The organism is Azoarcus indigens (assembly GCF_004361735.1).
Classification (GTDB): Bacteria; Pseudomonadota; Gammaproteobacteria; order Burkholderiales; family Rhodocyclaceae; genus Azoarcus; species Azoarcus indigens.
In genome coordinates this window covers 134619-156243 of the sequence record NZ_SNVV01000003.1, presented here as the reverse complement: position 1 = coordinate 156243, position 21625 = coordinate 134619, and the positions used below count along the sequence as shown (strand labels likewise).

The 21625-nt window shown below is 60.9% G+C and carries 27 protein-coding genes; 25 read left to right on the top strand and 2 right to left on the bottom strand.

The window, feature by feature from the left end; all coding sequences use genetic code 11:
* Positions 1-166: 166 nt before the first annotated feature.
* From C7389_RS05115 to C7389_RS05105, 3 genes are read left to right on the top strand one after another with little or no spacing between them, the layout of a single operon-like run.
* On the top strand, positions 167-1126 hold the full coding sequence (locus C7389_RS05115; protein ID WP_133589015.1) for an RluA family pseudouridine synthase: 960 nt from the start codon (positions 167-169) through the stop codon (positions 1124-1126).
* Positions 1119-1775: an HAD-IA family hydrolase gene (locus C7389_RS05110; protein ID WP_133589319.1), complete on the top strand. Its 657-nt coding sequence runs from the start codon at positions 1119-1121 to the stop codon at positions 1773-1775. Before C7389_RS05115 ends, C7389_RS05110 begins: the two co-directional genes overlap by 8 nt.
* Entirely contained in the window at positions 1754-2095 is a 342-nt protein-coding gene (locus C7389_RS05105) for a Rieske (2Fe-2S) protein (RefSeq protein WP_133589013.1), read from the top strand. The genes C7389_RS05110 and C7389_RS05105 overlap by 22 nt, the downstream gene beginning before the upstream one ends.
* Before the next feature lie 34 nt (positions 2096-2129).
* Here the strand turns inward: C7389_RS05105 and C7389_RS05100 are convergent, their stop codons facing one another.
* Positions 2130-2705 (bottom strand): Maf family protein, encoded by a 576-nt coding sequence (locus tag C7389_RS05100; protein WP_133589011.1) that lies wholly within the window; start codon positions 2703-2705, stop codon positions 2130-2132.
* Between the two features lie 76 nt (positions 2706-2781).
* On the opposite strand from C7389_RS05100, the gene C7389_RS05095 reads away from it, so the two are divergent.
* The 9 genes from C7389_RS05095 to C7389_RS05055 all read left to right on the top strand — a co-directional run bounded on the left by C7389_RS05095 (position 2782) and on the right by C7389_RS05055 (position 9405).
* On the top strand, positions 2782-3297 hold the full coding sequence (locus C7389_RS05095) for a YceD family protein (protein ID WP_133589009.1): 516 nt from the start codon (positions 2782-2784) through the stop codon (positions 3295-3297).
* 27 nt (positions 3298-3324) lie between these two features.
* Complete coding sequence (gene rpmF / locus C7389_RS05090; protein ID WP_133589008.1) at positions 3325-3504, top strand: 50S ribosomal protein L32; 180 nt, start codon at positions 3325-3327, stop codon at positions 3502-3504.
* Positions 3505-3595: 91 nt separating this feature from the next.
* Complete coding sequence (gene plsX / locus C7389_RS05085) at positions 3596-4612, top strand: phosphate acyltransferase PlsX (protein WP_133589007.1); 1017 nt, start codon at positions 3596-3598, stop codon at positions 4610-4612.
* Positions 4609-5574, top strand: coding sequence for a beta-ketoacyl-ACP synthase III (locus tag C7389_RS05080; protein ID WP_133589006.1), 966 nt, complete (start codon positions 4609-4611; stop codon positions 5572-5574). Before plsX ends, C7389_RS05080 begins: the two co-directional genes overlap by 4 nt.
* Positions 5575-5603: 29 nt before the next feature.
* Entirely contained in the window at positions 5604-6533 is a 930-nt protein-coding gene (gene fabD / locus C7389_RS05075) for an ACP S-malonyltransferase (RefSeq protein ID WP_133589005.1), read from the top strand.
* Between the two features lie 2 nt (positions 6534-6535).
* Positions 6536-7285, top strand: a complete 750-nt coding sequence (gene fabG / locus C7389_RS05070) for a 3-oxoacyl-ACP reductase FabG (RefSeq protein WP_133589004.1) — start codon at positions 6536-6538, stop codon at positions 7283-7285.
* 93 nt (positions 7286-7378) lie between these two features.
* A complete protein-coding gene (gene acpP, locus C7389_RS05065) occupies positions 7379-7618 on the top strand; it encodes an acyl carrier protein (RefSeq protein WP_011765359.1) in 240 nt (79 codons plus the stop codon).
* Between the two features lie 84 nt (positions 7619-7702).
* Positions 7703-8938, top strand: coding sequence for a beta-ketoacyl-ACP synthase II (gene fabF, locus C7389_RS05060; protein WP_133589003.1), 1236 nt, complete (start codon positions 7703-7705; stop codon positions 8936-8938).
* Between the two features lie 65 nt (positions 8939-9003).
* Positions 9004-9405 carry a hypothetical protein gene (locus C7389_RS05055; protein ID WP_133589002.1) on the top strand — a complete coding sequence of 134 codons (402 nt, stop codon included), beginning with the start codon at positions 9004-9006 and terminating at the stop codon, positions 9403-9405.
* Here the strand turns inward: C7389_RS05055 and nadB are convergent.
* Positions 9380-10981: an L-aspartate oxidase gene (nadB, locus tag C7389_RS05050; RefSeq protein ID WP_133589001.1), complete on the bottom strand. Its 1602-nt coding sequence runs from the start codon at positions 10979-10981 to the stop codon at positions 9380-9382. The two genes, C7389_RS05055 and nadB, sit on opposite strands and share 26 nt — an antisense overlap.
* A gap of 226 nt (positions 10982-11207) precedes the next feature.
* Between nadB and rpoE the strand changes: the two genes are divergently transcribed.
* Genes rpoE through C7389_RS04985 form a run of 13 tightly spaced genes read left to right on the top strand, consistent with a single transcriptional unit; the run spans position 11208 to position 21625 of the window.
* Positions 11208-11807 carry an RNA polymerase sigma factor RpoE gene (rpoE, locus tag C7389_RS05045; protein WP_133589000.1) on the top strand — a complete coding sequence of 200 codons (600 nt, stop codon included), beginning with the start codon at positions 11208-11210 and terminating at the stop codon, positions 11805-11807.
* Between the two features lie 9 nt (positions 11808-11816).
* A complete protein-coding gene (locus C7389_RS05040) occupies positions 11817-12374 on the top strand; it encodes a sigma-E factor negative regulatory protein (protein WP_133588999.1) in 558 nt (185 codons plus the stop codon).
* Positions 12371-13351 (top strand): MucB/RseB C-terminal domain-containing protein, encoded by a 981-nt coding sequence (locus C7389_RS05035; protein WP_133588997.1) that lies wholly within the window; start codon positions 12371-12373, stop codon positions 13349-13351. The genes C7389_RS05040 and C7389_RS05035 overlap by 4 nt, the downstream gene beginning before the upstream one ends.
* Complete coding sequence (locus C7389_RS05030) at positions 13351-13812, top strand: SoxR reducing system RseC family protein (RefSeq protein WP_246034648.1); 462 nt, start codon at positions 13351-13353, stop codon at positions 13810-13812. The genes C7389_RS05035 and C7389_RS05030 overlap by 1 nt, the downstream gene beginning before the upstream one ends.
* Positions 13812-15215, top strand: coding sequence for a DegQ family serine endoprotease (locus C7389_RS05025; RefSeq protein ID WP_133589317.1), 1404 nt, complete (start codon positions 13812-13814; stop codon positions 15213-15215). The genes C7389_RS05030 and C7389_RS05025 overlap by 1 nt, the downstream gene beginning before the upstream one ends.
* The gene (locus C7389_RS05020) at positions 15212-15478 is read left to right on the top strand and encodes a glutaredoxin family protein (RefSeq protein ID WP_133588993.1); all 267 of its coding nucleotides are present in this window, start codon (positions 15212-15214) and stop codon (positions 15476-15478) included. The genes C7389_RS05025 and C7389_RS05020 overlap by 4 nt, the downstream gene beginning before the upstream one ends.
* A 52-nt stretch (positions 15479-15530) precedes the next feature.
* Entirely contained in the window at positions 15531-17327 is a 1797-nt protein-coding gene (gene lepA / locus C7389_RS05015; RefSeq protein WP_133588991.1) for a translation elongation factor 4, read from the top strand.
* Between the two features lie 58 nt (positions 17328-17385).
* Positions 17386-18174: a signal peptidase I gene (gene lepB / locus C7389_RS05010; RefSeq protein ID WP_133588989.1), complete on the top strand. Its 789-nt coding sequence runs from the start codon at positions 17386-17388 to the stop codon at positions 18172-18174.
* A gap of 11 nt (positions 18175-18185) precedes the next feature.
* Positions 18186-18548, top strand: coding sequence for a DUF4845 domain-containing protein (locus tag C7389_RS05005; protein WP_133588987.1), 363 nt, complete (start codon positions 18186-18188; stop codon positions 18546-18548).
* 4 nt (positions 18549-18552) lie between these two features.
* Positions 18553-19224: a ribonuclease III gene (gene rnc / locus C7389_RS05000; RefSeq protein WP_133589315.1), complete on the top strand. Its 672-nt coding sequence runs from the start codon at positions 18553-18555 to the stop codon at positions 19222-19224.
* Positions 19221-20129, top strand: coding sequence for a GTPase Era (era, locus tag C7389_RS04995; protein ID WP_133588985.1), 909 nt, complete (start codon positions 19221-19223; stop codon positions 20127-20129). The genes rnc and era overlap by 4 nt, the downstream gene beginning before the upstream one ends.
* Before the next feature lie 12 nt (positions 20130-20141).
* Positions 20142-20876 carry a DNA repair protein RecO gene (recO, locus tag C7389_RS04990; RefSeq protein WP_133588983.1) on the top strand — a complete coding sequence of 245 codons (735 nt, stop codon included), beginning with the start codon at positions 20142-20144 and terminating at the stop codon, positions 20874-20876.
* A complete protein-coding gene (locus C7389_RS04985) occupies positions 20873-21625 on the top strand; it encodes a pyridoxine 5'-phosphate synthase (protein WP_133588981.1) in 753 nt (250 codons plus the stop codon). The genes recO and C7389_RS04985 overlap by 4 nt, the downstream gene beginning before the upstream one ends.

Genomic DNA, 21625 nt, shown 5'->3' with positions numbered 1-21625 from the left:
TTTATTGGTTGCGTTACCATCGACGCCTTTTTGGGCTTTTAATGGCACGCTTTCGGTTGATCGGGAGCACTCCAGAGGGCTCATTGTCGCCATTCCGCCACCGCCTTATGGCGCGAGGGGAAAGCCGACCGCGACCGGAATCAACCGCTGCGAAGTATATTTCAGGATGACGATACAAGGCAAAGCGATTGCAGTGAGGCATGAACGCGTCGATGAAAGCGCTGCCGGCCAGCGCATCGACAACTTCCTGCTGCGTTTGGCGAAAGGGGTTCCCAAGAGTCACGTCTATCGCATCCTGCGCGGCGGCGAGGTACGGGTGAATGGTCGTCGGGTGCAGCCGACTTATCGCCTGATGGAAGGCGACCAGCTTCGCATTCCTCCGATGCGCGTTTCCGAAGGGGCGGCCAAAGGGCCGCCGCCGGCGGGCAAGCCGCTGCCCGTGGTGTACGAGGACGATGCGCTGCTGGTCATCGACAAGCCTTCAGGCAAGGCGGTGCACGGAGGGAGTGGGGTAAATCATGGCGTGATCGAGCAGCTGCGGGTGCAGCGCCCCGAGTCGCGCATGCTGGAACTGGCTCACCGCCTGGACCGGGAGACCTCAGGTCTGCTGATCGTGGCAAAGAAGCGCTCGTCGCTGACCTGCTTGCACGACATGATGCGTGAAGGGCGCATGGAGAAGCGCTACTTCGCGTTGGTGGCTGGGCAGTGGATGAATCCGGTGCAGCACGTCCGCTCCCCCTTGTTCAAGTATCTGACACCGGAGGGCGAGCGCAGGGTACGCGTCTCGCCTGATGGGAAGCCGGCGCACAGCATCGTGCGCCTGGTCCGGCGATGGCGCCGTTTTAGCCTCGTCGAGGTCGAGCTGAAGACGGGCAGAACTCACCAGATTCGCGTTCATCTTGCTAGCCTGGGCTTTCCCCTCTGCGGGGATGACAAGTATGGCGACTTCACCCTGAACAAGGCGCTGGAAGGGGAGGGGTTGCGCCGAATGTTCCTGCATGCGGCCCGGCTGAGTTTCAGTCATCCGCTTTCCGGCGCTCAGGTGACCCTTTCGGCGCCGTTGCCGGAGGAGTTGCAAGCGTTTGTCGACAAGCTGGACAGAAATGAGGCAGAAGGAAATGGCTAGCCGTTTCGATTTGCTTGTATTCGATTGGGATGGCACTCTGATGGACTCGGCTGCCGCCATTGTTCGGTCGATCCTTGCGGCAGCGAAGGACCTTGGCCTGCCGGAGCCGAAGGAAGAGCGCGCCCGCTACGTCATCGGCCTGGGTTTGACCGACGCGCTGAGTCATGCGGTACCGGAGCTCAAAGCCGAGGACTATCCGCGCATGGTGGAGCGCTATCGCCACCACTATCTATCGCGAGATACCGAGCTCACGCTGTTTCCGGGGGTGGATGAGATGCTGACGTGGCTGGGAGCAAGTGGGCGAATGCTGGCGGTGGCCACCGGCAAGAGCAGGGTAGGGCTACAGCGGGCGCTGGCGCACTCCGGCCTGGAACGGCACTTTCATGCCACCCGCTGCGCCGACGAGTGTTTTTCCAAGCCTCATCCGGCAATGTTGCATGAGCTGATGGAAGAATTTGGTGTGTCGCCCGGCCGCACGCTGATGATAGGTGACACTACTCACGACATGCAGATGGCGAAGAACGCCGGGACGGCGGGGTTGGCGGTCAGTTTCGGCGCCCATCCGGTGGAGTTGCTGGTGGCGGAAGAGCCGCTGGCCTGTCTTGATTCCCCTCAGGCGCTAGATGCATGGCTGAGAGAGAACGTTTGATCTGCCTTTCCGAGCAGTTGCGGGACGGCGGGGACGGAGTGCGCTTCCTGGTGGGTGAAGAGCCTGCCTTCGCGGTGCGATACGCAGGGGTGGTGCATGGCTATCTGAATCGATGCGCCCATGTTCCGGTTGAGCTGGACTGGCTGGAAGGAAAATTCTTCGATTTGACTGGCCACTACTTGCTGTGCGCAGTCCATGGTGCGCATTACGAGCCACGCACAGGTTTCTGCGTGATGGGCCCCTGCAAGGGAGGCCGTCTTCCCCAACTGACCATGAGGGAGCGGGGTGGCGAAGTCTTCGTGGTTGAAGAGGGGCCTTAGCGGCTCCTGAGGTAAAGGGCTGCCCGTTACCCCTTCAAGGGATGTCGAGCCCCTCGTGGCGTAGCATGCGAGACAGCGCGATAAGGGGAAGGCCGATCAGGGCGGTGGGGTCGTCGCCCGACATGGCCTCCAGCAATGCAATGCCTAGCCCTTCCGATTTGGCGCTGCCAGCGCAGTCAAGGGGTTTTTCCTTCTCGACGTAACGCCGGATTTCCTCGTCAGAAAGCTGGCGAAAACGGGCGTGCGTCGGAACTCCAACCGTCTGGGTGGCGCCGCTGCGGGTATTGAGCAGCGTCAAGGCGGTATGGAAGACAACGGTCTCGCCCCGCATACGCTGGAGTTGGCGCACGGCATTCTCGGTTGTGCCCGGCTTGCCGAAGACCTCGACCCCAAGGTAAGCAACCTGGTCACTGCCAATGATGAGTGCGTCCGGGTGGCGGGAGGCGACTGCCCGGGCCTTCTCTACGGACAGGCGTTCTGCAGTGGCTGCCGGCGCTTCGCCGGGAAGCGCTGTTTCATCGGTTTCCGGCTTATCTGTCTCGAAGCGGAGTCGAAGGCGTTCGAGCAGCATTTTTCTATAAGCCGAGGTAGAGGCGAGAACTAGCTTCATTGACAGGCGCGGCCAGAAGTGGAATTGCTTGAGGTCTTTGACACAGCGAATTGAAAAATAATATCATGCTGCCCTTATGTCGAACCAAGGCGCTCCCTCGAGGCTGATTCCAGATCCGTTCCGGTTTGCTGCTGAAGGCCGCAGCATGGTGGGAACGGTTGCGGTTAGCGGGCTGGGGCGTCTGGCTGATTTGTTGTACGACGAGGCGGGTGAAGTTGCCTACCGGCTTGATGGATCGCTGGATGCGAATCGCAGGCCAAGGCTGGCTCTGGAGTTGCGAGGGCAATTATCCTTGCGCTGCCAGCGTTGCCTGGGTGGTTTCGCTTGGGATCTTGCGGTGGATGCGCAGTTGCAGCCAGTCCGTTCAGGGCAGGCCATTCCCGATGACGAGTTGGAAAACGATGAGGTGGATGCATTCGAGGTCGATGAAGATCTTGATGTGATTTCGCTCATTGAGGAAGAAATCCTGCTCGCCATGCCGATCGCGCCGCGACACGACAGTTGCGAGCCGCCGCGCCCTGAAGGTGCGGTGGATGAGAAATCGCCTTTTGCCGTGCTGGCGACGCTGCGTAGCAGCGGCAGCAAGACCTAGGCGCAATATTTGTTTTAGGAGCAATACATGGCTGTCCAACAGAACAAGAAGTCCCCGTCCAAGCGTGGTATGCACCGTGCGCACGATTTCCTGACCGCGCCCTCCCTGGCGGTTGAGGCGACCACTGGTGAAGTGCATCTGCGTCACCACATCAGTCCGAACGGTTACTACCGCGGCAAGAAGGTCGTCAAGACCAAGGGTGAGTAAGCCCGCTTCCTGACACAGGAGGCGGCGCAGTGCGCATAGCGCCTGCGCCGCCTTTTTTATCCCAATATCCACTGAATCACGCGAGTTGCCGATGGGTGTCACCGTTGCAATCGACTGCATGGGTGGCGATCACGGCCCTGTCGTGACCGTGCCTGCTGCCTTGGCTTTCCTGCGCAGTCATCCCGATGCGCGTGCAGTTTTGGTCGGTCGCGAAGAAGCGCTTGCGCCCTTGGTAAGCCAGGTTGCCTCGGAGTTTGGCGACAGACTTCGTGTTCGCGCCGCAAGTGAAATCGTCGAGATGGACGAGCCTCCGGCGAACGCCATGCGGAACAAGAAAGACTCCTCCATGCGCGTCGCTATCGATCTGGTCAAGACTGGCGAGGCTTCTGCCGCTGTCTCAGCCGGCAATACCGGCGCGCTGATGGCCATTTCCCGTTTTGTCCTGAAGATGCTGCCTGGTATCGACCGGCCTGCCATCGCCACCATCCTGCCTACCCTGAAGGGGCGAACGTATGTTCTGGACCTCGGTGCAAACGTGGACTGCTCCGCCGAGCATCTGCTGCAGTTCGGCGTAATGGGTGCGATGTTGGTGGCGGCGGTGGAGCATTTGGATCGCCCTTCCGTCGGTTTGCTGAATATCGGCGAAGAAGAGATCAAGGGCAACGAGGTGGTCAAGCAAGCTGGTGAGTTGTTGCGCGCCAGCGGGTTGAATTTTTACGGTAACGTGGAAGGCGACGACATCTACAAGGGAACTACCGACGTCGTCGTCTGCGATGGCTTCGTTGGCAATGTGGCGCTAAAGACCTCTGAAGGTCTCGCGCAGATGCTCGCCACCTTCTTGCGCCAGGAGTTCAGCCGGAACTGGCTGACCAAGTTGATGGCGATTGTTGCCATGCCTGCGCTCAAAGGGTTCAAATTCAGGGTCGACCACCGCCGCTACAACGGTGCTTCGCTACTTGGCCTGCGGGGCGTGGTCGTTAAAAGTCATGGTTCGGCGGACGCTTACGCGTTCGAGCAGGCGATCGCACGGGCGGCCGAGGCGGCAGGGAATCGACTGATCGAGCGCATCACTGAGCGCATGTCCGCGATGAACGAGGTAGCTGCATGATCTACGCGCGAATTGCCGGTACCGGTAGTTATCTGCCCGGCTCGCCCGTAAGCAACGATGATCTGGTTGCGCGGGGTATCGATACTTCGGACGAGTGGATTGCCGCTCGCACGGGGATCCGCACACGTTACCTTGCCGAGACCGGTGTGACTTCCAGTGATCTGGCAAGGATTGCCGCCGAACGTGCGCTTGAGGTCGCAGGAAAGCATGCGGACGAGGTGGATCTGATCATCGTCGCCACGTCTACCCCCGACTTCATCTTCCCCAGTACCGCCACTTTGCTGCAATCGAAGCTGGGCATAACGAATGGTTGTGCAGCCTTCGACGTCCAAGCCGTCTGCAGCGGCTTCATCTACGCGCTGACCATTGCCGACAAGTTCATTCGTAGCGGAAGCCACAAGTGCGCCTTGGTGGTAGGGGCAGAGGTTTTCTCACGTATCCTCGACTGGTCCGACCGCGGCACCTGCGTGCTGTTTGGCGACGGGGCTGGCGCCGTCGTTCTGGAAGCTGCCGAGCAGCCCGGTATTCTCGCTTCTTCTCTGCAGGCGGACGGCAGCCATAGTCCGATTCTCTGCGTTCCCGGCAATATTGCTGGCGGACAGGTGACGGGCGACCCCTTCCTGCGAATGGACGGGCAGGCGGTATTCAAATTCGCTGTGCGTGTGCTGGGCGAGGTCGCTCATCGAGTCATCGAAGAGGCGGGCGTCAGCGCCGACAGTATCGACTGGCTGATTCCGCATCAGGCAAACATCCGCATCATCCAGGCAACGGCCAAGCGCCTTGGCCTGTCGATGGACAAAGTGGTTGCAACCGTGGACCAGCATGGCAATACCTCCGCAGCTTCCATTCCTCTTGCGCTGGATACGGCTGTTCGCGATGGCAGGGTGAAACGCGGGCATCGGTTGGTACTGGAAGGTGTGGGTGGTGGTTTCACCTGGGGCGCGGCCCTGCTCGATTTCTAATCCTGATTTCCCTGATACACGGAGAGAAGATGGCTTTTGCGCTGGTATTCCCCGGCCAGGGCTCGCAGTCGGTCGACATGATGGCTGCCTATGGCGAGTCCTCTATCATTCGGGAGACCTTCTCCGAAGCGTCGGCGGCGCTGGGTGATGATCTGTGGGAGATGGTTTCCCAAGGTCCGGCGGAGCGGCTCGCGCTCACCGTCAATACCCAGCCGCTGATGCTGACCGCCGGCGTTGCGGTTTACCGGGCCTGGCTGGCCGCGGGTGGCCCCCGTCCTTCGGTGGTGGCGGGCCACAGCCTGGGTGAGTATTCCGCACTGGTTGCGGCGGGGGCTCTGACCTTCGCGGATGCGGTGCCGTTGGTGCGTTTCCGCGCTCAGGCAATGCAGGAAGCAGTGCCCGCCGGAGAAGGCGCCATGGCTGCACTGCTTGGACTGGAGGTGGATGCCGTAAAGGAGGCGTGCGCCGAGGCAGCGCAAGACGAGGTGGTCGAAGCTGCAAACCTGAATGCGCCGGGGCAGATCGTGATCGCTGGCGCAAAGGCCGCGGTTGAGCGCGCCATCGAGTCCGCAAAGGCAAGGGGCGCCAAGCGGGCGGTGCTGCTGCCAGTGAGTGCGCCTTTCCACTGCGCTCTGATGAAGCCGGCCGCCGAGCGTCTGGCTGAGCGTCTGGCGAGCGTTTCCATCCAGAAGCCGCAGATCGAGGTGCTGAACAACGTGGATGTCGCGGTATATGAGGATCCGGAGCGTATTCGTGATGCCCTGATCCGGCAGGCCTTCTCCCCGGTTCGCTGGATCGAGACCATTCAGGAGATGGCGCGTCGCGGCATGGGGCACGTTATCGAATGCGGTCCGGGCAAAGTGCTTGCTGGCATGACGAAGCGGATCGCGAAGGAAGTCGAAGGTGGTTCGGCGCACGATGCAGCCAGCCTTGAGCAATCGATTGCGGCAGTGAGATAACGATGAGTTTTTCCCTTGAAGGGCAGGTGGCGCTGGTCACCGGAGCTTCCCGCGGTATTGGCCGGGCGGTGGCAATGGAGTTGGGTCGCCTCGGGGCGACCGTGGTGGGCACGGCGACGACCCCTGAAGGCGCTGCGGACATTGCCAAGGCGCTAACAGATGCTGGCATCAAAGGAAGTGGCCTTGCGGTAGACGTGACCGATGCCGCGGCAAGTGAAGCGCTGATCGGGGAGATCGAAAAACTCCATGGCGCAGTCACCATCCTTGTTAACAACGCCGGCATTACTCGCGACAACCTTGCGATGCGGATGAAGGATGAGGAATGGGATTCGGTCATTGACACCAATCTCAAGGCTGTCTTCCGATTCTCCCGCCTTGTGATGCGCGGCATGATGAAGGCTAGGCAAGGCCGCATCATCAACATCACGTCGGTGGTCGGTAGCGCTGGCAATCCCGGGCAGGCCAACTATGCTGCGGCAAAGGCGGGCGTTGCCGGAATGAGCCGGGCACTGGCACGTGAACTGGGGAGCCGCAACATCACAGTGAACTGCGTGGCGCCTGGCTTCATCGATACCGATATGACCAAGGCCCTGCCGGACGCCTCGCGCGACGCTCTCTTGGGGCAGATTGCCCTGGGGCGTTTGGGTCGGCCAGAAGAGATCGCGGGAGCGGTCGCTTTCCTGGCCTCGCCGGCGGCGGCCTATGTCACTGGAACGACGCTGCATGTCAACGGCGGCATGTATATGTCCTGACCGCAGGCCGCGATAGCGGATGCGGTCCTTTTTGGTAGAATACGCCGGCTTTTTTTCTTACATACCTGCATCTTTCAGGGAAGGAGTTTGTTCATGGAGAACATCGAACAGCGCGTCAAGAAGATCGTCGCTGAGCAACTTGGCGTAAACGAATCGGAGATCAAGAACGAGTCTTCGTTCGTGGACGATCTGGGCGCGGATTCGCTGGACACCGTGGAACTGGTCATGGCGCTGGAAGAAGAATTCGAGTGCGAAATCCCGGACGAGGAAGCAGAGAAGATCACGACCGTCCAGCAGGCGATTGACTACGTCAACGCTCACCTGAAGAAGTAATCCGTTTTCCTTCCGGGTCTCGCGACGAGCGGGATCCGGATCGGTCTTTTTCTCTCCGCCCTGATTTTCATACGGAGTTAGCCTGTGTCGCGTCGTAGAGTCGTCGTCACCGGACTGGGAATTGTCTCGCCGGTCGGCAATAGCGTTTCCGAAGCCTGGGAAAATGTGCTTGCCGGGAAAAGCGGCATTGGTCCGATCACGCGTTTCGATGCGAGCAATTTCGCCGCGAGAATCGCTGGTGAAGTGAAGGATTTTGATGTCTCCGCCTATTTGTCTCCCAAGGAGGCCAGGCGGATGGATGTATTCATTCATTACGGGATGGCGGCCGGAATTCAGGCCATTCGCGATTCCGGAATTGAAGTGACGGAGGCCAATGCGGACCGTATTGGCATCAATATCGGCTCCGGCATCGGCGGCCTGCCAATGATCGAGGAAACCCACGACGATTATCTCGGCGGTGGCCCTCGCAAGATTTCTCCCTTCTTTATCCCGGGCACGATCATCAACATGATCTCCGGAAATCTTTCAATTATGTTTGGCATGAAGGGGCCGAACATCGCCGTGGTAACGGCCTGCACCACGGGCCTGCATGCCATAGGCAGCGGTGCGCGCATGATCGAGTATGGCGATGCGGACGTGATGGTTTGCGGTGGCGCAGAATCGACCGTGACCTCGCTTGCCATCGGTGGTTTTTCCTCTGCCAAGGCCTTGTCTACGCGGAACGACGACCCTGCAACAGCCAGTCGTCCATGGGACAAGGACAGGGACGGCTTCGTTCTTGGTGAAGGTGCCGGCGTGCTTGTGCTTGAAGAATATGAGCATGCGCGTCGCCGTGGAGCGAAGATCTATGCGGAGCTCGCGGGCTTTGGCATGAGCGGTGATGCATACCACATGACCGCACCCGACACGGATGGGCCACGTCGCAGCATGTTGAATGCCATGAAAAATGCAGGGGTGAATCCGGATCAGATTCAATACTTGAATGCTCATGGCACCTCAACGCCGCTGGGTGACAAGAACGAGACTGATGCGATCAAGCTTGCATTTGGCGTGGATGCCGCAAAAGGCCTGGTGGTCAATTCCACTAAATCCATGACTGGCCATTTGTTAGGCGGGGCTGGTGGTGTGGAGTCGGTATTTACCGTACTGGCGCTTCATCACCAAGTTTCTCCGCCGACGATCAATATTTTCGAGCAGGATCCTGAATGTGATCTTGATTACTGCGCGAATGTTGCCCGCCCGATGAAGATCGATTTCGCACTGAAGAATAACTTCGGTTTCGGCGGAACCAACGGTTCCCTGATTTTTCGTAAGGCGTAGGCTTAGTTGTGGAGACGGGAGTATCGTTTCCACGTGAAATACAACTCACTCCTTCACGGGAGTTGATGGCGTCGGTTCTGCTGTTTCACATTGCAGCGGGGCTGGCGCTTTTTGTTTCCATTCCGAATTTTTCCGTGCCCGACTTATTTCTGATAAGTCTTATTGCTCTCTCGGCATTCATGGCGGGAAGGGTCGAAATGGCAAAAGCCGAAACCAGTTTTGTCCTGCAGTCGGACGGCTCCTTGAAAATAGGCCGTGAGGGAGGAATCAGAACGCTACGGGTTCAGGCTGGCGCGGTCGACTTCGGCTTTATTCTTTGGATTGGCTTGGCCGATGATGAAATACACACGGCCCGGGGGCTGTTCCGCCTCGGGCTCGTGCCGCGAAACATGAAGGTGGATGAATGGCGAGCGTTTCGGATATGGCTGCGGCTGCTTGCTTTCAAGCGGAGCGCCGAGTCCGCCTGACGCCGGGACGCAGCACGGTATTGCGCGCTTCGGGGAGAAGGTCCGGGTAGTCGCGGGAGTGGTGGAGTCCGCGGCTCTCCTTGCGTTGAAGAGCGCAGCGGACAATCAGGTCGGCTGTGACAACCAGATTTCGCAGTTCGATCAGATTGTTGGAAACCCGGAAGTTGGAATAGAACTCCTCGATTTCCCGTGCGAGCAGTCTAATCCTGTGCTGAGCGCGCTGTAGGCGCTTCGTTGTCCGAACGATCCCGACATAATCCCACATGGCCCTACGCAACTCGGCCCAGTTATGGGTGATCACGACCTCTTCATCGGCATCTGTGACTCGGCTCTCATCCCATTCCGGAAGCGTTCTCGGGCTGATTTGGGGCTTGGAGAGAATGTCTTCGGCTGCGGCGGCGCCAAACACCAGGCATTCCAGTAGTGAATTGCTGGCGAGTCTGTTGGCGCCGTGAAGTCCAGTGCACGCCGATTCGCCTACGGCATAGAGATTAAGCACGTCAGTGCGTGCGCTCATGTCGGTAACGATGCCGCCGCACGTGTAGTGTGCAGCAGGGACTACGGGAATAGGCTCCTTGGTGATATCTATGCCGAGTTCGAGGCAGCGCGCATGGATGTTCGGGAAGTGATCCCGTAGCCACGCGGCTGGCTTGTGGCTGATATCCAGGTAGACGCAATCCAGGCCGCGCTTCTTCATCTCGAAGTCGATCGCACGAGCAACGATGTCGCGGGGAGCAAGCTCTGCCCTGGAGTCATGCTCCGGCATGAACCGGGTACCGTCCGGCAGCCTGAGCAAACCGCCTTCTCCGCGGACTGCCTCCGAAATCAGGAAAGACTTTGCGCTGGGGTGATATAGGCAGGTGGGATGGAACTGGATGAATTCCATGTTCGCCACCCGGCAGCCGGCCCGCCAGGCCATGGCAATGCCATCGCCGGTCGCGACATCCGGATTGGTCGTATAGAGATAGGCCTTGCCTGCGCCGCCGGTGGCTAGCACGGTATTCCTGGCGCTGAAGGTCAGGACCTTGTCGGAACCGATATCCAGCACGTAGGCACCCATGCACCCTGCACCAGGATGGCCCACTTTGTCGCCGATGATGAGATCGACGGCAATGTGATGTTCGTAGATATGGATGTTCGGGTGAGCCCGTACCTCTTCGCCCAGGGTGGCCTGAACTGCCGCCCCGGTGGCGTCGGCGGCGTGGATGATGCGCCGGTGGGAATGGCCGCCCTCACGAGTCAGGTGGTAGCCGAGATTGGAATGATCTTCGCGGGTAAAGGGGACTCCGCGGTGTATCAACCATTCGATAGCTTCCCGGCTGTGCTCGACGACGAAGCGGGTCGCCGCTGGATCGCAGAGTCCTGCGCCGGCGGTGAAAGTATCCTGGATGTGATCTTCGACGCTGTCGGTCGTGTCGAGGACGGCTGCGATGCCACCTTGTGCCCAGGAGCTGGCGCTGTCAGTGAGTTCGCGTTTGGTGACCAGGGCGACATTGAGCCGGTCGGCAAGGCGCAGGGCGAGCGACTGTCCCGCCGTGCCGCTGCCGAGGATTAGAACATCGTATTGTTTTAACAAGATGTCGGTAGGGCAGGAGCGAAGCGTTGAAATATATCACGCAAGGGATAGTGCCAACGGAAAAAGCGTGATTCTTGCCGCACTGGGCACTAATCCCCTTTCGGCATCTGAACTAATTTTTACACCCCGTGTCTGTCTCTCTGTTTTCGGCTTTTGGCGAGAAAGTGGGCGGTCGCTTATACTTGCGCGGTTTTGTCATCTCAAACGCGAAGAAGAAAACGCCCCCATGAGTGATCGCGAGATCGATCAGCAGCTTGTCGAGCGCGTCCAGCGCGGTGACAAGCAGGCCTACGGCTTGTTGGTATCCAAGTACCAGCGGAAGCTGCACAGGCTGCTTTCCAGGTTGATTCGCGATCCGGCGGAAGTCGAGGACGTGGCGCAGGAGACCTTCATCAAGGCCTACCGGGCGCTTGGTTCCTTCCGGGGCGACAGCGCGTTCTACACCTGGCTTTACCGGATCGGGATCAATACGGCGAAGAACTACCTGGTTTCACAAGGTAGGCGGGCGCCGACCTCGACGGGCTTCGACTCTGAGGAGGCGGAGACTTTCGAGGATGGAGACCAACTGCGCGACATCAACACACCCGAGCGGTTGTTGATGACGAGGCAGATCGGGGAGACGGTGGACGCAGCCATGGCTGAGCTCCCCGAAGAGCTGAGAACGGCAATCATGCTGCGTGAGCTGGAAGGTCTCAGCTACGAGGAGATTGCCGGCATCATGGAGTGCCCGATCGGGACGGTGCGGTCGCGGATTTTCCGTGCCCGCGAGGCGATAGCGGAACGACTGAGGCCGTTGCTAGATACGGCTCCGGACAAACGTTGGTAGGTGGTTCGTATGAAGGACAAGCTGTCTGCACTGCTGGATGGTGACTTGGATGAGCATTCAGCACGCCCTGTGTTCCAAGGGCTGAAAAATGATCGAGATCTAAGAGATGTGTGGGCCTCTTATTGCTTGATCGGCGATGCATTGCGGGGCGACGGGGACGTCAGCGATTCGAAATTCCTTTCTAAGGTCATGGCTGAAATCGACGCCGCACCCACCGTGCTTTCGCCTTCGTCTGTGCCCAGGGTAGGGCAGAGCGCATGGCAGTCTCTGATGCCGATCGCCGCATCGGTGATGGGCGTTGCCGCTGTCGGCTGGGTTGCCAGTGCCTTGTATTCGGATCAGCAGGTTCCTACTCAGCAGCTGACTGTGGCTCAGCGCGTCGCACCTGGGCCCATCGGTATCGCACCGGTATCCCTGGCGGTGCCGCGTATTAGTCGTCCGGCCAGCGCGAATGATCTGCACCGCGAGTACCTCTTTGCCCATCAGGGGGTCGGTGCCGGCCCCATGTCGGGTGCCGTTCAATATGTCAGGGCGGTGTCGGAGCCACGGCAGGATATCGAGCAATGAGATGTTTCACAGCCGTGCTGGGATTGTGCACGGCTCTGCTCGGTACGCAGGTGTTTGCTGAGGCTCACCAGGCGGATTCTCTTTCCTGGTTGTCGCGTATTGCGCTAGCCAGCCAGCGATTAAACTACGTAGGCACTTTCACCTATCAGTCCGGCCAGCAGATGGAGACGTCTCGCATTGCACACAAGGTGGACGCGAGCGGAGAGTATGAGCGGCTGGAGGTCCTTGACGGGAGCCCACGGGAGGTTGTCCGCAACGGCGGAGAGGTGCGGTGTGTACTGCCCGAGCAGCAGACCATCATTATTGACCAGCCCGTGGGCCGTCGTACTTTCCCTGCCCGGGTTCCGGGTACTTCGTCCTCTTTTGCGGGTCTGACCGACAGCTATCGCATCCGGAAGGGCGAAATGGGCCGCATTGCCGGTCTTGAGGCCCAGGCCATCGTCCTTGAGCCGAAGGACGATCTTCGCTACGGCTATGTGCTGTGGGCAGAGGCGCAGTCCGGCCTCTTACTGAAATCGAAGATGCTCGACGAGAAGGGCGCGGTTGTAGAGCAGATTTCGTTCAGTGAAGTGAAGATCGGTGGGGAGATCGAGCGCCGCTTGCTCAAGAGCAGGTATCCGCAGGCCGAAGGCTGGAGGGTGGTGAATGCCCGCGGCGACGAGGTGGCGAAGAACGAGAGTGGCTGGACCGTCCGGGCAGGGTTGCCGGGGTTTGCGCTCATGTCGGTGGTCATGCGCCCCTTGGGGAATGAGCACGACAAGACAGTGCACATGGTTTACAGCGACGGCATGGCTTCCATATCCCTTTTCATCGAGCCTGCGGGGGCAGGTGGAGAGGGCGAGGGAAGCGAGGTTACTGCCAGCGGGGCGATCAATATCTACCGGCGTATAACAGGAAGCCACAGAATCACAGCCTTGGGCGAGGTTCCCTTGAAGACCCTTCGGCAACTGGCTGACGGGGTTGAGCCCTCTAGTTGATGATGGAAGTTGTTGGCCGGGTTGAGCGGGTAGCTAACGGTTTGGTCTGGGTGAGGGCAACGACGAGAAGCGGTTGCGGTCGTTGCGGTGAGCCTGGCGGATGTGGTGCGGCAAGAATTACCGAGGTCTTCGGAAAGAAGAGCTCGGTTTTTATTTTGGCGAACCGGATTGGAGCCGCTGTCGGTGATGAGGTAAGCCTGCAGGTGCAGGAGGGGGCGCCGTTGAAAGCAGCCCTTTTGTCCTACGGCTTGAGTATTCTTCTGCTTTTGCTTGGAGGCGCTTCAGCCGGCCTGATCTATCCCGGGGATCTGGGGGTTGCGTTGGGCGGATTGGGCGGACTGATGGTGGCGTTGGGAGTCAATCGTCTCCTGGTGAGGCACTCCCGCTGGGTTTCCGGGCTCAGCGTGCAGATGCTTGCCCGAGGCATGAGGTGCACGCAGGGAGGGGTGCAGGACAAATGATGCGCTTTGTCTCACGGGTGATGGCGAGTCTCGCTATCACCCTTCCTTTTGTTGCGTCAGCCGCCGGGGTGACCCTGCCTGATTTCACCCAGTTGGTTGAGCGGCAGGGCAGGGCAGTGGTCAATATCAGCACGACGCAGACGCGGGCGCCGTCGCAGGCCGGGGTACCGGGCCTGGATGAGAATGATCCGATGTTCGACTTCTTCCGGCGCTTCATTCCGCGGCATCAGGACGGCCCGCGCCTGGACCCGGATAACCGCTCGCTGGGCTCCGGCTTCATCATCAGCGCAGATGGCTACATCCTCACCAATGCGCATGTGGTGGATGAGGCAGAGGAGATTCTTGTCCGCTTGGCGGACAAACGCGAATTCCGCGCAACGGTGGTGGGCGCTGACCTGCGTAGCGATATCGCCCTGATCAAGATCGAGGCCGCGGCCTTGCCTAGGGTGGTGCTGGGCGATCCTGCACGGCTGAAGGTGGGGGAATGGGTGGTCGCAATCGGCTCGCCCTTCGGTTTCGATCAGACGGTGACAGCAGGAATCGTGAGCGCAAAGGGGCGCAGCCTGCCTGACGAGAACTTTGTTCCCTTCATTCAGACCGACGTTGCTATCAATCCGGGCAACTCCGGCGGCCCTCTGTTCAACCTGCAGGGCGAAGTTGTCGGGATCAACTCGCAGATCTACAGCCGCACCGGCGGCTTCATGGGGCTTTCATTTGCGATTCCCATCGATGTGGCGATGGATGTGCAGCAGCAGTTGCGCAACGCGGGCAGGGTCCAGCGGGGGCGCATCGGTGTCGCCATTCAGGAGGTTTCGCGCGATCTCGCGGATAGCTTTGGTTTGAAGCGTGCGGCAGGCGCGCTGGTGAGCGCGGTGGAGCCAAACGGACCGGCAGCGAAAGCCGGCGTGGAGCAGGGGGATGTCATCGTCCGCTTCGACGGCAAGCTCGTGGACAATTCCAGCGATCTGCCGCGCATCGTCGCTTCCAGCCAGCCTGGCGCCAAGGTGCCGATGCAGGTGGTGCGCAACGGCACGCAGCGGGATCTGATGGTGAGTGTAGGCGAATGGCAGGACCCGGCGGCCGAGCGCAAGACGCCGACCAAGGGCCAGGCAGCACCGAACCGACTTGGCCTGGTGTTGCAGATGCCCACGCCGGCCCAGCGCAAAGAGATTGGCGAACAGGAAGGGCTTGTGGTCGAGCGCGTGCAGGGTCCGGCGGCGAGAGCGGAGCTTCAGCAAGGCGACGTGGTGATGGCGATCGTGACCGGGGGCAAGCAATCCCGCCTGAAGTCACTGGACGAGTTCAACCGCCTTGTCGGCTCCATCAAGGAAGGGCAGCAGGTAACGCTGCTGGTAAGGCGTGGAGAGGCGGCTTCCTACGTCGGTCTGAGAGCAGACAAATGAAAACTCCGCCGACCTTCATCGTGCTCAGTCGCGAGTGGTGCCATCTGTGCCACGAGCTTGTGGATGAACTGGCGCCTATCGCTCGTGAATTCGGCTGGGCGGTCACGGTGCTGGATGTAGATGCGGATCCGGAGCTCGAGGCGAAGTGGGATGAGGCCGTGCCGGTTCTCCTGCATGGGGAGCACGAACTTTGCCGGTATCGGCTGGACTCGGAGGCCGTCCGTGCCTATTGCCGGGCTTTTCCGCTAGAATCATCGACCTGAGCAGCTAAACCAATCCGATCCGGGTGCCGCGAGGCACCCTTTTTGTTGTCATATGCAACACATCCGAAATTTCTCCATCATCGCCCATATCGACCACGGTAAATCCACCCTGGCCGACCGGCTCATCCAGTATTGCGGCGGTCTCTCCGAACGGGAGATGGAATCGCAGGTACTGGACTCCATGGACCTCGAGCGCGAGCGCGGCATCACCATCAAGGCGCAGACGGCAGCCTTGCATTACCGCGCGCGGGATGGGCAAGTGTACAACCTGAACCTGATCGACACGCCGGGGCATGTGGACTTCTCCTATGAGGTCAGCCGCTCCCTGGCGGCATGCGAAGGCGCGTTGTTGGTGGTGGATGCCTCCCAGGGCGTGGAAGCGCAGACGGTAGCCAACTGCTACACCGCGCTGGAGCAGGACGTTGAGGTCGTTCCCGTCCTGAACAAGATCGATCTGCCAGCTGCCGACCCGGAGAACGCCCGCGGCGAGATCGAGGATGTGATCGGCGTCGATGCTTCCGAAGCCATCCTCTGCTCCGCCAAGACCGGACTGGGCATCGAGGAAGTGCTGGAGGCCATCGTCGCCCGTGTGCCGGCGCCCAAGGGCGACACCCAGGCGCCGCTGAAAGCGCTGATCATTGACTCCTGGTTCGACAACTACGTCGGCGTCGTGATGCTGGTGCGGGTGGTGGATGGCCAATTGCGCCCCAAGGACAAGATCCAGTTCATGTCCTCCGGGCTGCAATACCTGTGTGAGCAGGTCGGGGTATTCACCCCGAAGTCGGTTGGCCGCGAGCAACTCTCGGCGGGTGAGGTCGGCTTCATCATCGCCGGCATCAAAGAACTGGAGGCGGCCAAGGTGGGCGACACCATCACGCTGGCGGGCAAGCCAGCCGCGGAGCCGCTGCCAGGCTTCAAGGAGATCAAGCCGCAGGTGTTCGCCGGCTTGTATCCGGTGGAGTCCAGTGAGTACGACCAGCTGCGGGATTCGCTGGAAAAGCTGCGCCTCAACGACGCCTCGCTGCAGTTCGAGCCGGAAGTCTCCCAGGCGCTGGGCTTCGGCTTCCGCTGCGGCTTCCTCGGGCTGCTCCACATGGACATCGTGCAGGAGCGTCTGGAGCGCGAGTTCGACATGGACCTCATCACCACGGCGCCTACCGTGGTGTACGAAGTCGTGCTCAACAGCGGCGAGACCATCCGGATCGAGAACCCGGCCAAGCTGCCGGATACCGGCAAGGTCGCCGAGATCCGAGAGCCCATCATCACCGCGACCATCTTCCTGCCACAGGACTATGTCGGCCCGGTCATCACGCTGTGCAACCTGAAGCGCGGCGTGCAGGTGGACATGCGCTACCACGGCCGCCAGGTGCAGCTGATCTACGATCTGCCGATGAATGAAGTGGTCATGGACTTCTTCGACAAGTTGAAGTCGGTGTCGCGTGGCTACGCTTCGCTGGACTACGAGTTCAAGGAGTACCGCACTGCCGATCTGGTGAAACTGGACTTGCTGGTGGGCGGCGAGAAGGTCGATGCCCTGTCGGTAATTGTGCACCGGGCCAGCGCCCAGTATCGCGGCCGCGAACTGGCTTCGAAGCTGCGCGAACTCATTCCGCGCCAGATGTTCGATGTAGCGGTGCAGGCGGCCATTGGCTCCCACATCGTTGCCCGCGAGACCATCAAGGCCCTGCGCAAGAACGTGCTGGCCAAGTGCTATGGTGGCGACATCACCCGCAAGAAGAAACTGCTGGAGAAGCAGAAGGAAGGCAAGAAGCGGATGAAGCAGGTCGGCAACGTCGAGATCCCGCAAGAGGCCTTCCTGGCGGTTCTTCGGGTGGACGACAACAAGTGACGTCCGCTTCGCTCCTATTCAACCGTCGGCGCCTGCTGCGCCGGATGCCGGAGTTCCTGTGAATTTCGCTCTCATTCTCTTTGTGCTGCTGGTTCTGACCGGCCTGCTCTGGTTCGTCGACCGTTTCTTCGCCCGCAAGCGGCGGGGGCCGGGCGAGGTCGCGCCGTGGTGGGTGGAATACGGCGCCAGTTTCTTCCCGGTGATCCTGGTCGTGTTCGGGCTGCGCTCCTTCGTCGTGGAGCCCTTCAAGATTCCTTCTGGCTCGATGATTCCCACCCTGCTGGTCGGCGACTTCATCTTGGTGAGCAAGTGGACCTATGGCATCCGCCTGCCGGTGGTGAACAAGAAGATCATCGAGGTTGGCCAGCCGCAGCGTGGCGACGTGATGGTGTTCCGCTACCCGGTCGATCCGTCGCTGGACTACATCAAGCGGGTGGTCGGCCTCCCGGGCGACAAGGTGGAGTACATCGACAAGCAGCTGCGCATCAATGGCGAGAAGGTGGTGATGGAGCAGACGGACAACTACCTCCATCCGGACCGCCTCTATTTTTCGCCGCAGTACGTCGAGAAGCTGGGCGAGGTCAGCCACTCCATCCTGATCGAGAAGGAAGCGCCCGCTTTCGTCAGTCAGGTGATGAATTTTCCGTATCGTGAAAACTGTACCTATACTAGCGGCGGCGTGACTTGCGTCGTTCCCCAAGGTCATTACTTCGTCATGGGCGACAACCGCGACGCCAGCAGTGACAGCCGGGTGTGGGGTTTCGTGCCTGATGCCAATATCGTCGGCAAAGCCTTCTTCATCTGGTTCAACTTCAACGACATGAAGCGCATCGGCAGCTTCCATTGAGGTACGCGTACATGAACCGGAGTTCGCAGCGGGGCCTTAGCCTGGTCAGCGTCCTGATCGTTGGCGCGTTCGCCGCCTTCGTGCTGCTGATTGCCTTCCGCACGGTGCCGGCGGTCAATGAGTATCTGGCCGTACAGCGCATCGTCAAGATACTGGCCGCCGAGGGCGATAGCGGAACCCCCGCGATAGAACTGCGTCGCAGCTTCGACCGGCGTGGGCAGATAGACGACATTTCCTCCGTGACCGGAGTGGACCTGCTTATCTCCAAGCCGGCGGGCAAGACCGTGATCGAGGTTGCCTATTCGAGGAAGGTGCCCGTGGTGGCCAACGTCAGCCTGCTGATCGACTTCAACGTTTCCAGTGACAGCCGCTAGCAGTCTGGCCCTGGCACGTCTGCAGGCGTCCTTGGGGTATGAGTTCAAGCAGGCGGGCCTGCTGCAGCAAGCCCTGACCCATCGCAGTTTCGGCCAGCCGAACAATGAGCGCCTTGAGTTCCTGGGCGACAGCATCCTCAACTGCGTTACCTCCATCGCGCTCTTCGAACGCTTTCCCGCCTTGAAGGAGGGAGAGCTTTCTCGCTTGCGCGCTTCCTTGGTCAGGCAGGAGGCCCTGCATCGCATCGCGCAGGAGCTCGAACTGGGACGTTGCCTGCGACTGGGCGAAGGCGAGTTGAGGTCCGGCGGCGCCAGCCGGCCTTCCATCCTGGCGGATGCACTGGAGGCGGTGTTCGCCGCCGTCTTCCTGGACGCGGATTTCGCCCAGGCCAAGCGGGTCATCGACCACCTGTACATAGCATTGCTGAAGGAAGTCGATCCGAAAGCGCCGTCCAAGGATCCGAAGACTGCCTTGCAGGAGTGGCTACAAGGGCGGAGGATTGCCCTGCCTGTCTATTCCATGGTGCAGGTCATCGGCGAGGCGCATGCACAGGAATTCGAGGTCGCCTGCGAAATCGAAAAGCTGGGGGTGCGCACGACAGCCCGCGGCGCCAGCCGTCGGGCTGCCGAACAGCGTTCGGCCGAACTCGCCCTTGCCCAGTTGAGGAACAAATGAATACCGATTCCAGGCCCGCCGAGGGGGCATTCCGTACCGGCTTCGTCGCCATCGTCGGGCGGCCGAACGTCGGCAAGTCCACACTGCTGAACCGCCTGATCGGCCAGAAGATCAGCATCGTCTCCAGCAAGGCGCAGACGACGCGCCACCGCGTCACCGGCATCCTGACCGAAGAAAACGCCCAGTTCGTCTTCGTCGATACGCCGGGCTTCCAGACTCAGCACCGCAATGCGCTCAACCGTTCGATGAACCGCACGGTGTCGCAGGTGTTGTCCGACGTGGACCTGGTGTTCTTCGTCGTCGAGGCTGGGCGCTTCGGCGAGGACGACGCCAAGGTGCTGGAGGTGATGCCGGCGGACGCCAGGGTCATCCTGGTCATCAACAAAGTGGATCAGCTGAAGGACAAGTCGACCCTGCTGCCCTTCATCGACAAGCTGCGCCAGGAGCGGGAGTTCATCGAGATCGTACCGCTTTCGGCCGAGCGCGGTTCCAACGTGCAGGCGCTGATCGCGGCAGCCACGCCTTTGCTGCCGGAAGGCGCGCCGATGTACGAGGAAGACGAGATCACCGACCGCAGCGAACGTTTCCTCGCTTCCGAATTCCTGCGCGAGAAGCTCTTCCGGCTGCTGGGCGACGAACTGCCCTATGGCATTGCGGTGGAGATCGAGAAATTCGAGACGGAAGGGCGCTTGCGCCGCATCTACGCGGCGGTGATCGTCGACAGGGCCAGCCATAAGGGCATCGTCATCGGCAAGGGCGGCGAGAAGCTGAAGCGGATTTCCTCCGAGGCACGGGTGGAGTTGGAGAAGCTCTTCGACGGCAAGGTCTTCCTTGAGGTCTGGGTCAAGGTGAAGAGTGGCTGGGCCGACGACGAGCGCGCGCTCAAAAGCCTGGGCTACGACTGACCCAGGGGCACCGTGGGGCAGAAACAGCGCATCGATCAGCAACCGGCATGGGTTCTTCACACCATGCCGTGGCGGGAGACCAGCCTCATCGTCGAGGTATTCTCCCGCGACCATGGGCGGCTGGCGCTGGCGGCGAAAGGGGCGAGACGCCCTTTGTCCGCGCTTCGAGGCGTGCTGATGGCCTTCCAGCCGCTGCTGATGGACTGGTCCGGTGGCGGCGAGGTCAAGACGCTGGTCCGCGCCGAATGGCAGGGCGGACAGCCCTTGCTCGGCGGCCGGGCCCTCCTGTGCGGCTACTATCTCAATGAACTGCTGGTCAGGCTCGCGGCGCGGGAGGATCCCCATCCGGCCCTGTTCGCCGCCTATGGCGAAGCGATAGCGGCGCTCGGCCGCAACGAAGCCCTGGTGGTCGTCCTCCGCCGCTTCGAGCTCCTGTTGCTGCAGGAACTGGGCTACGGGTTGGACCTCGGCCACGAGGCGGACAGCGGCGAGCCCGTCCAGGAGCGCGCGGACTACGTCTTTATAATCGAGCGCGGTCCGGTGCCGCTGGGGGAAATCGACCCTGCTTCCATCGACGGGCTCACCATAGTCAGCGGCCGTACCTTGCTGGACCTCGCCGCACGGGATTTTTCCCGCGCCGAGACCCTGGCGCAGGCCAAGCAGCTGTTGCGGATGCTGATCAATCATTACCTTGGCGGGCAGCCGCTGCAGTCCCGCCGGGTGCTCAAGGAGCTTCAGGAACTGTGATCGAACTCGGCGTAAACATCGACCACGTCGCCACCTTGCGGCAGGCCCGCCGTACCTGGGAGCCGGACCCGGCCTGGGCTGCGGTCGAGGCCCATCTGGGCGGAGCGGACGGTATCACCGTGCATCTGCGTGAGGACAGGCGCCACATCCAGGATGAAGACGTGCGCCGTCTGCGCGGGCAGACCCAGGTCAAGCTGAACCTGGAGATGGCGGCCACCGACGAGATGGTCGGCATCGCCTGCGGGCTGAAGCCGGAGATGGCCATGCTGGTGCCGGAAGGCCGGCATGAGATCACCACCGAGGGGGGGCTGGATGTGGTGGCGCAGGAAGCTCGCCTGCGCGAAGTCATCGCCCGTCTTGCAGACACAGGCATCGTCACCAGCGTGTTCATCGACGCCGAGCCGGCGCAGGTGGAAGCCGCCGCCCGTATCGGCGCCCGGGTGTGCGAAATCCACACCGGCCCATATGCGCATGCCTTTCACCACGCCGGCCGGGACGCAGAGAGCCCGCACGTGCTGGCCGAGATCGAGAAGATCCGTGCAGCCGGGGAACTCATCCGCGGTCTGGGCATGCGCTTCAACGCCGGGCATGCCTTGAACTACTACAACGTGCAGCCGATTGCCGCGCTGCCGGGGATACGGGAACTGCACATCGGCCACTCCATCGTCAGCCGCGCAGTCTTCGTCGGCCTGCGTGAGGCGGTGCGGGAAATGAAGGCGCTGATGCGCGAGGCGGCCGCCCGGGCCTGA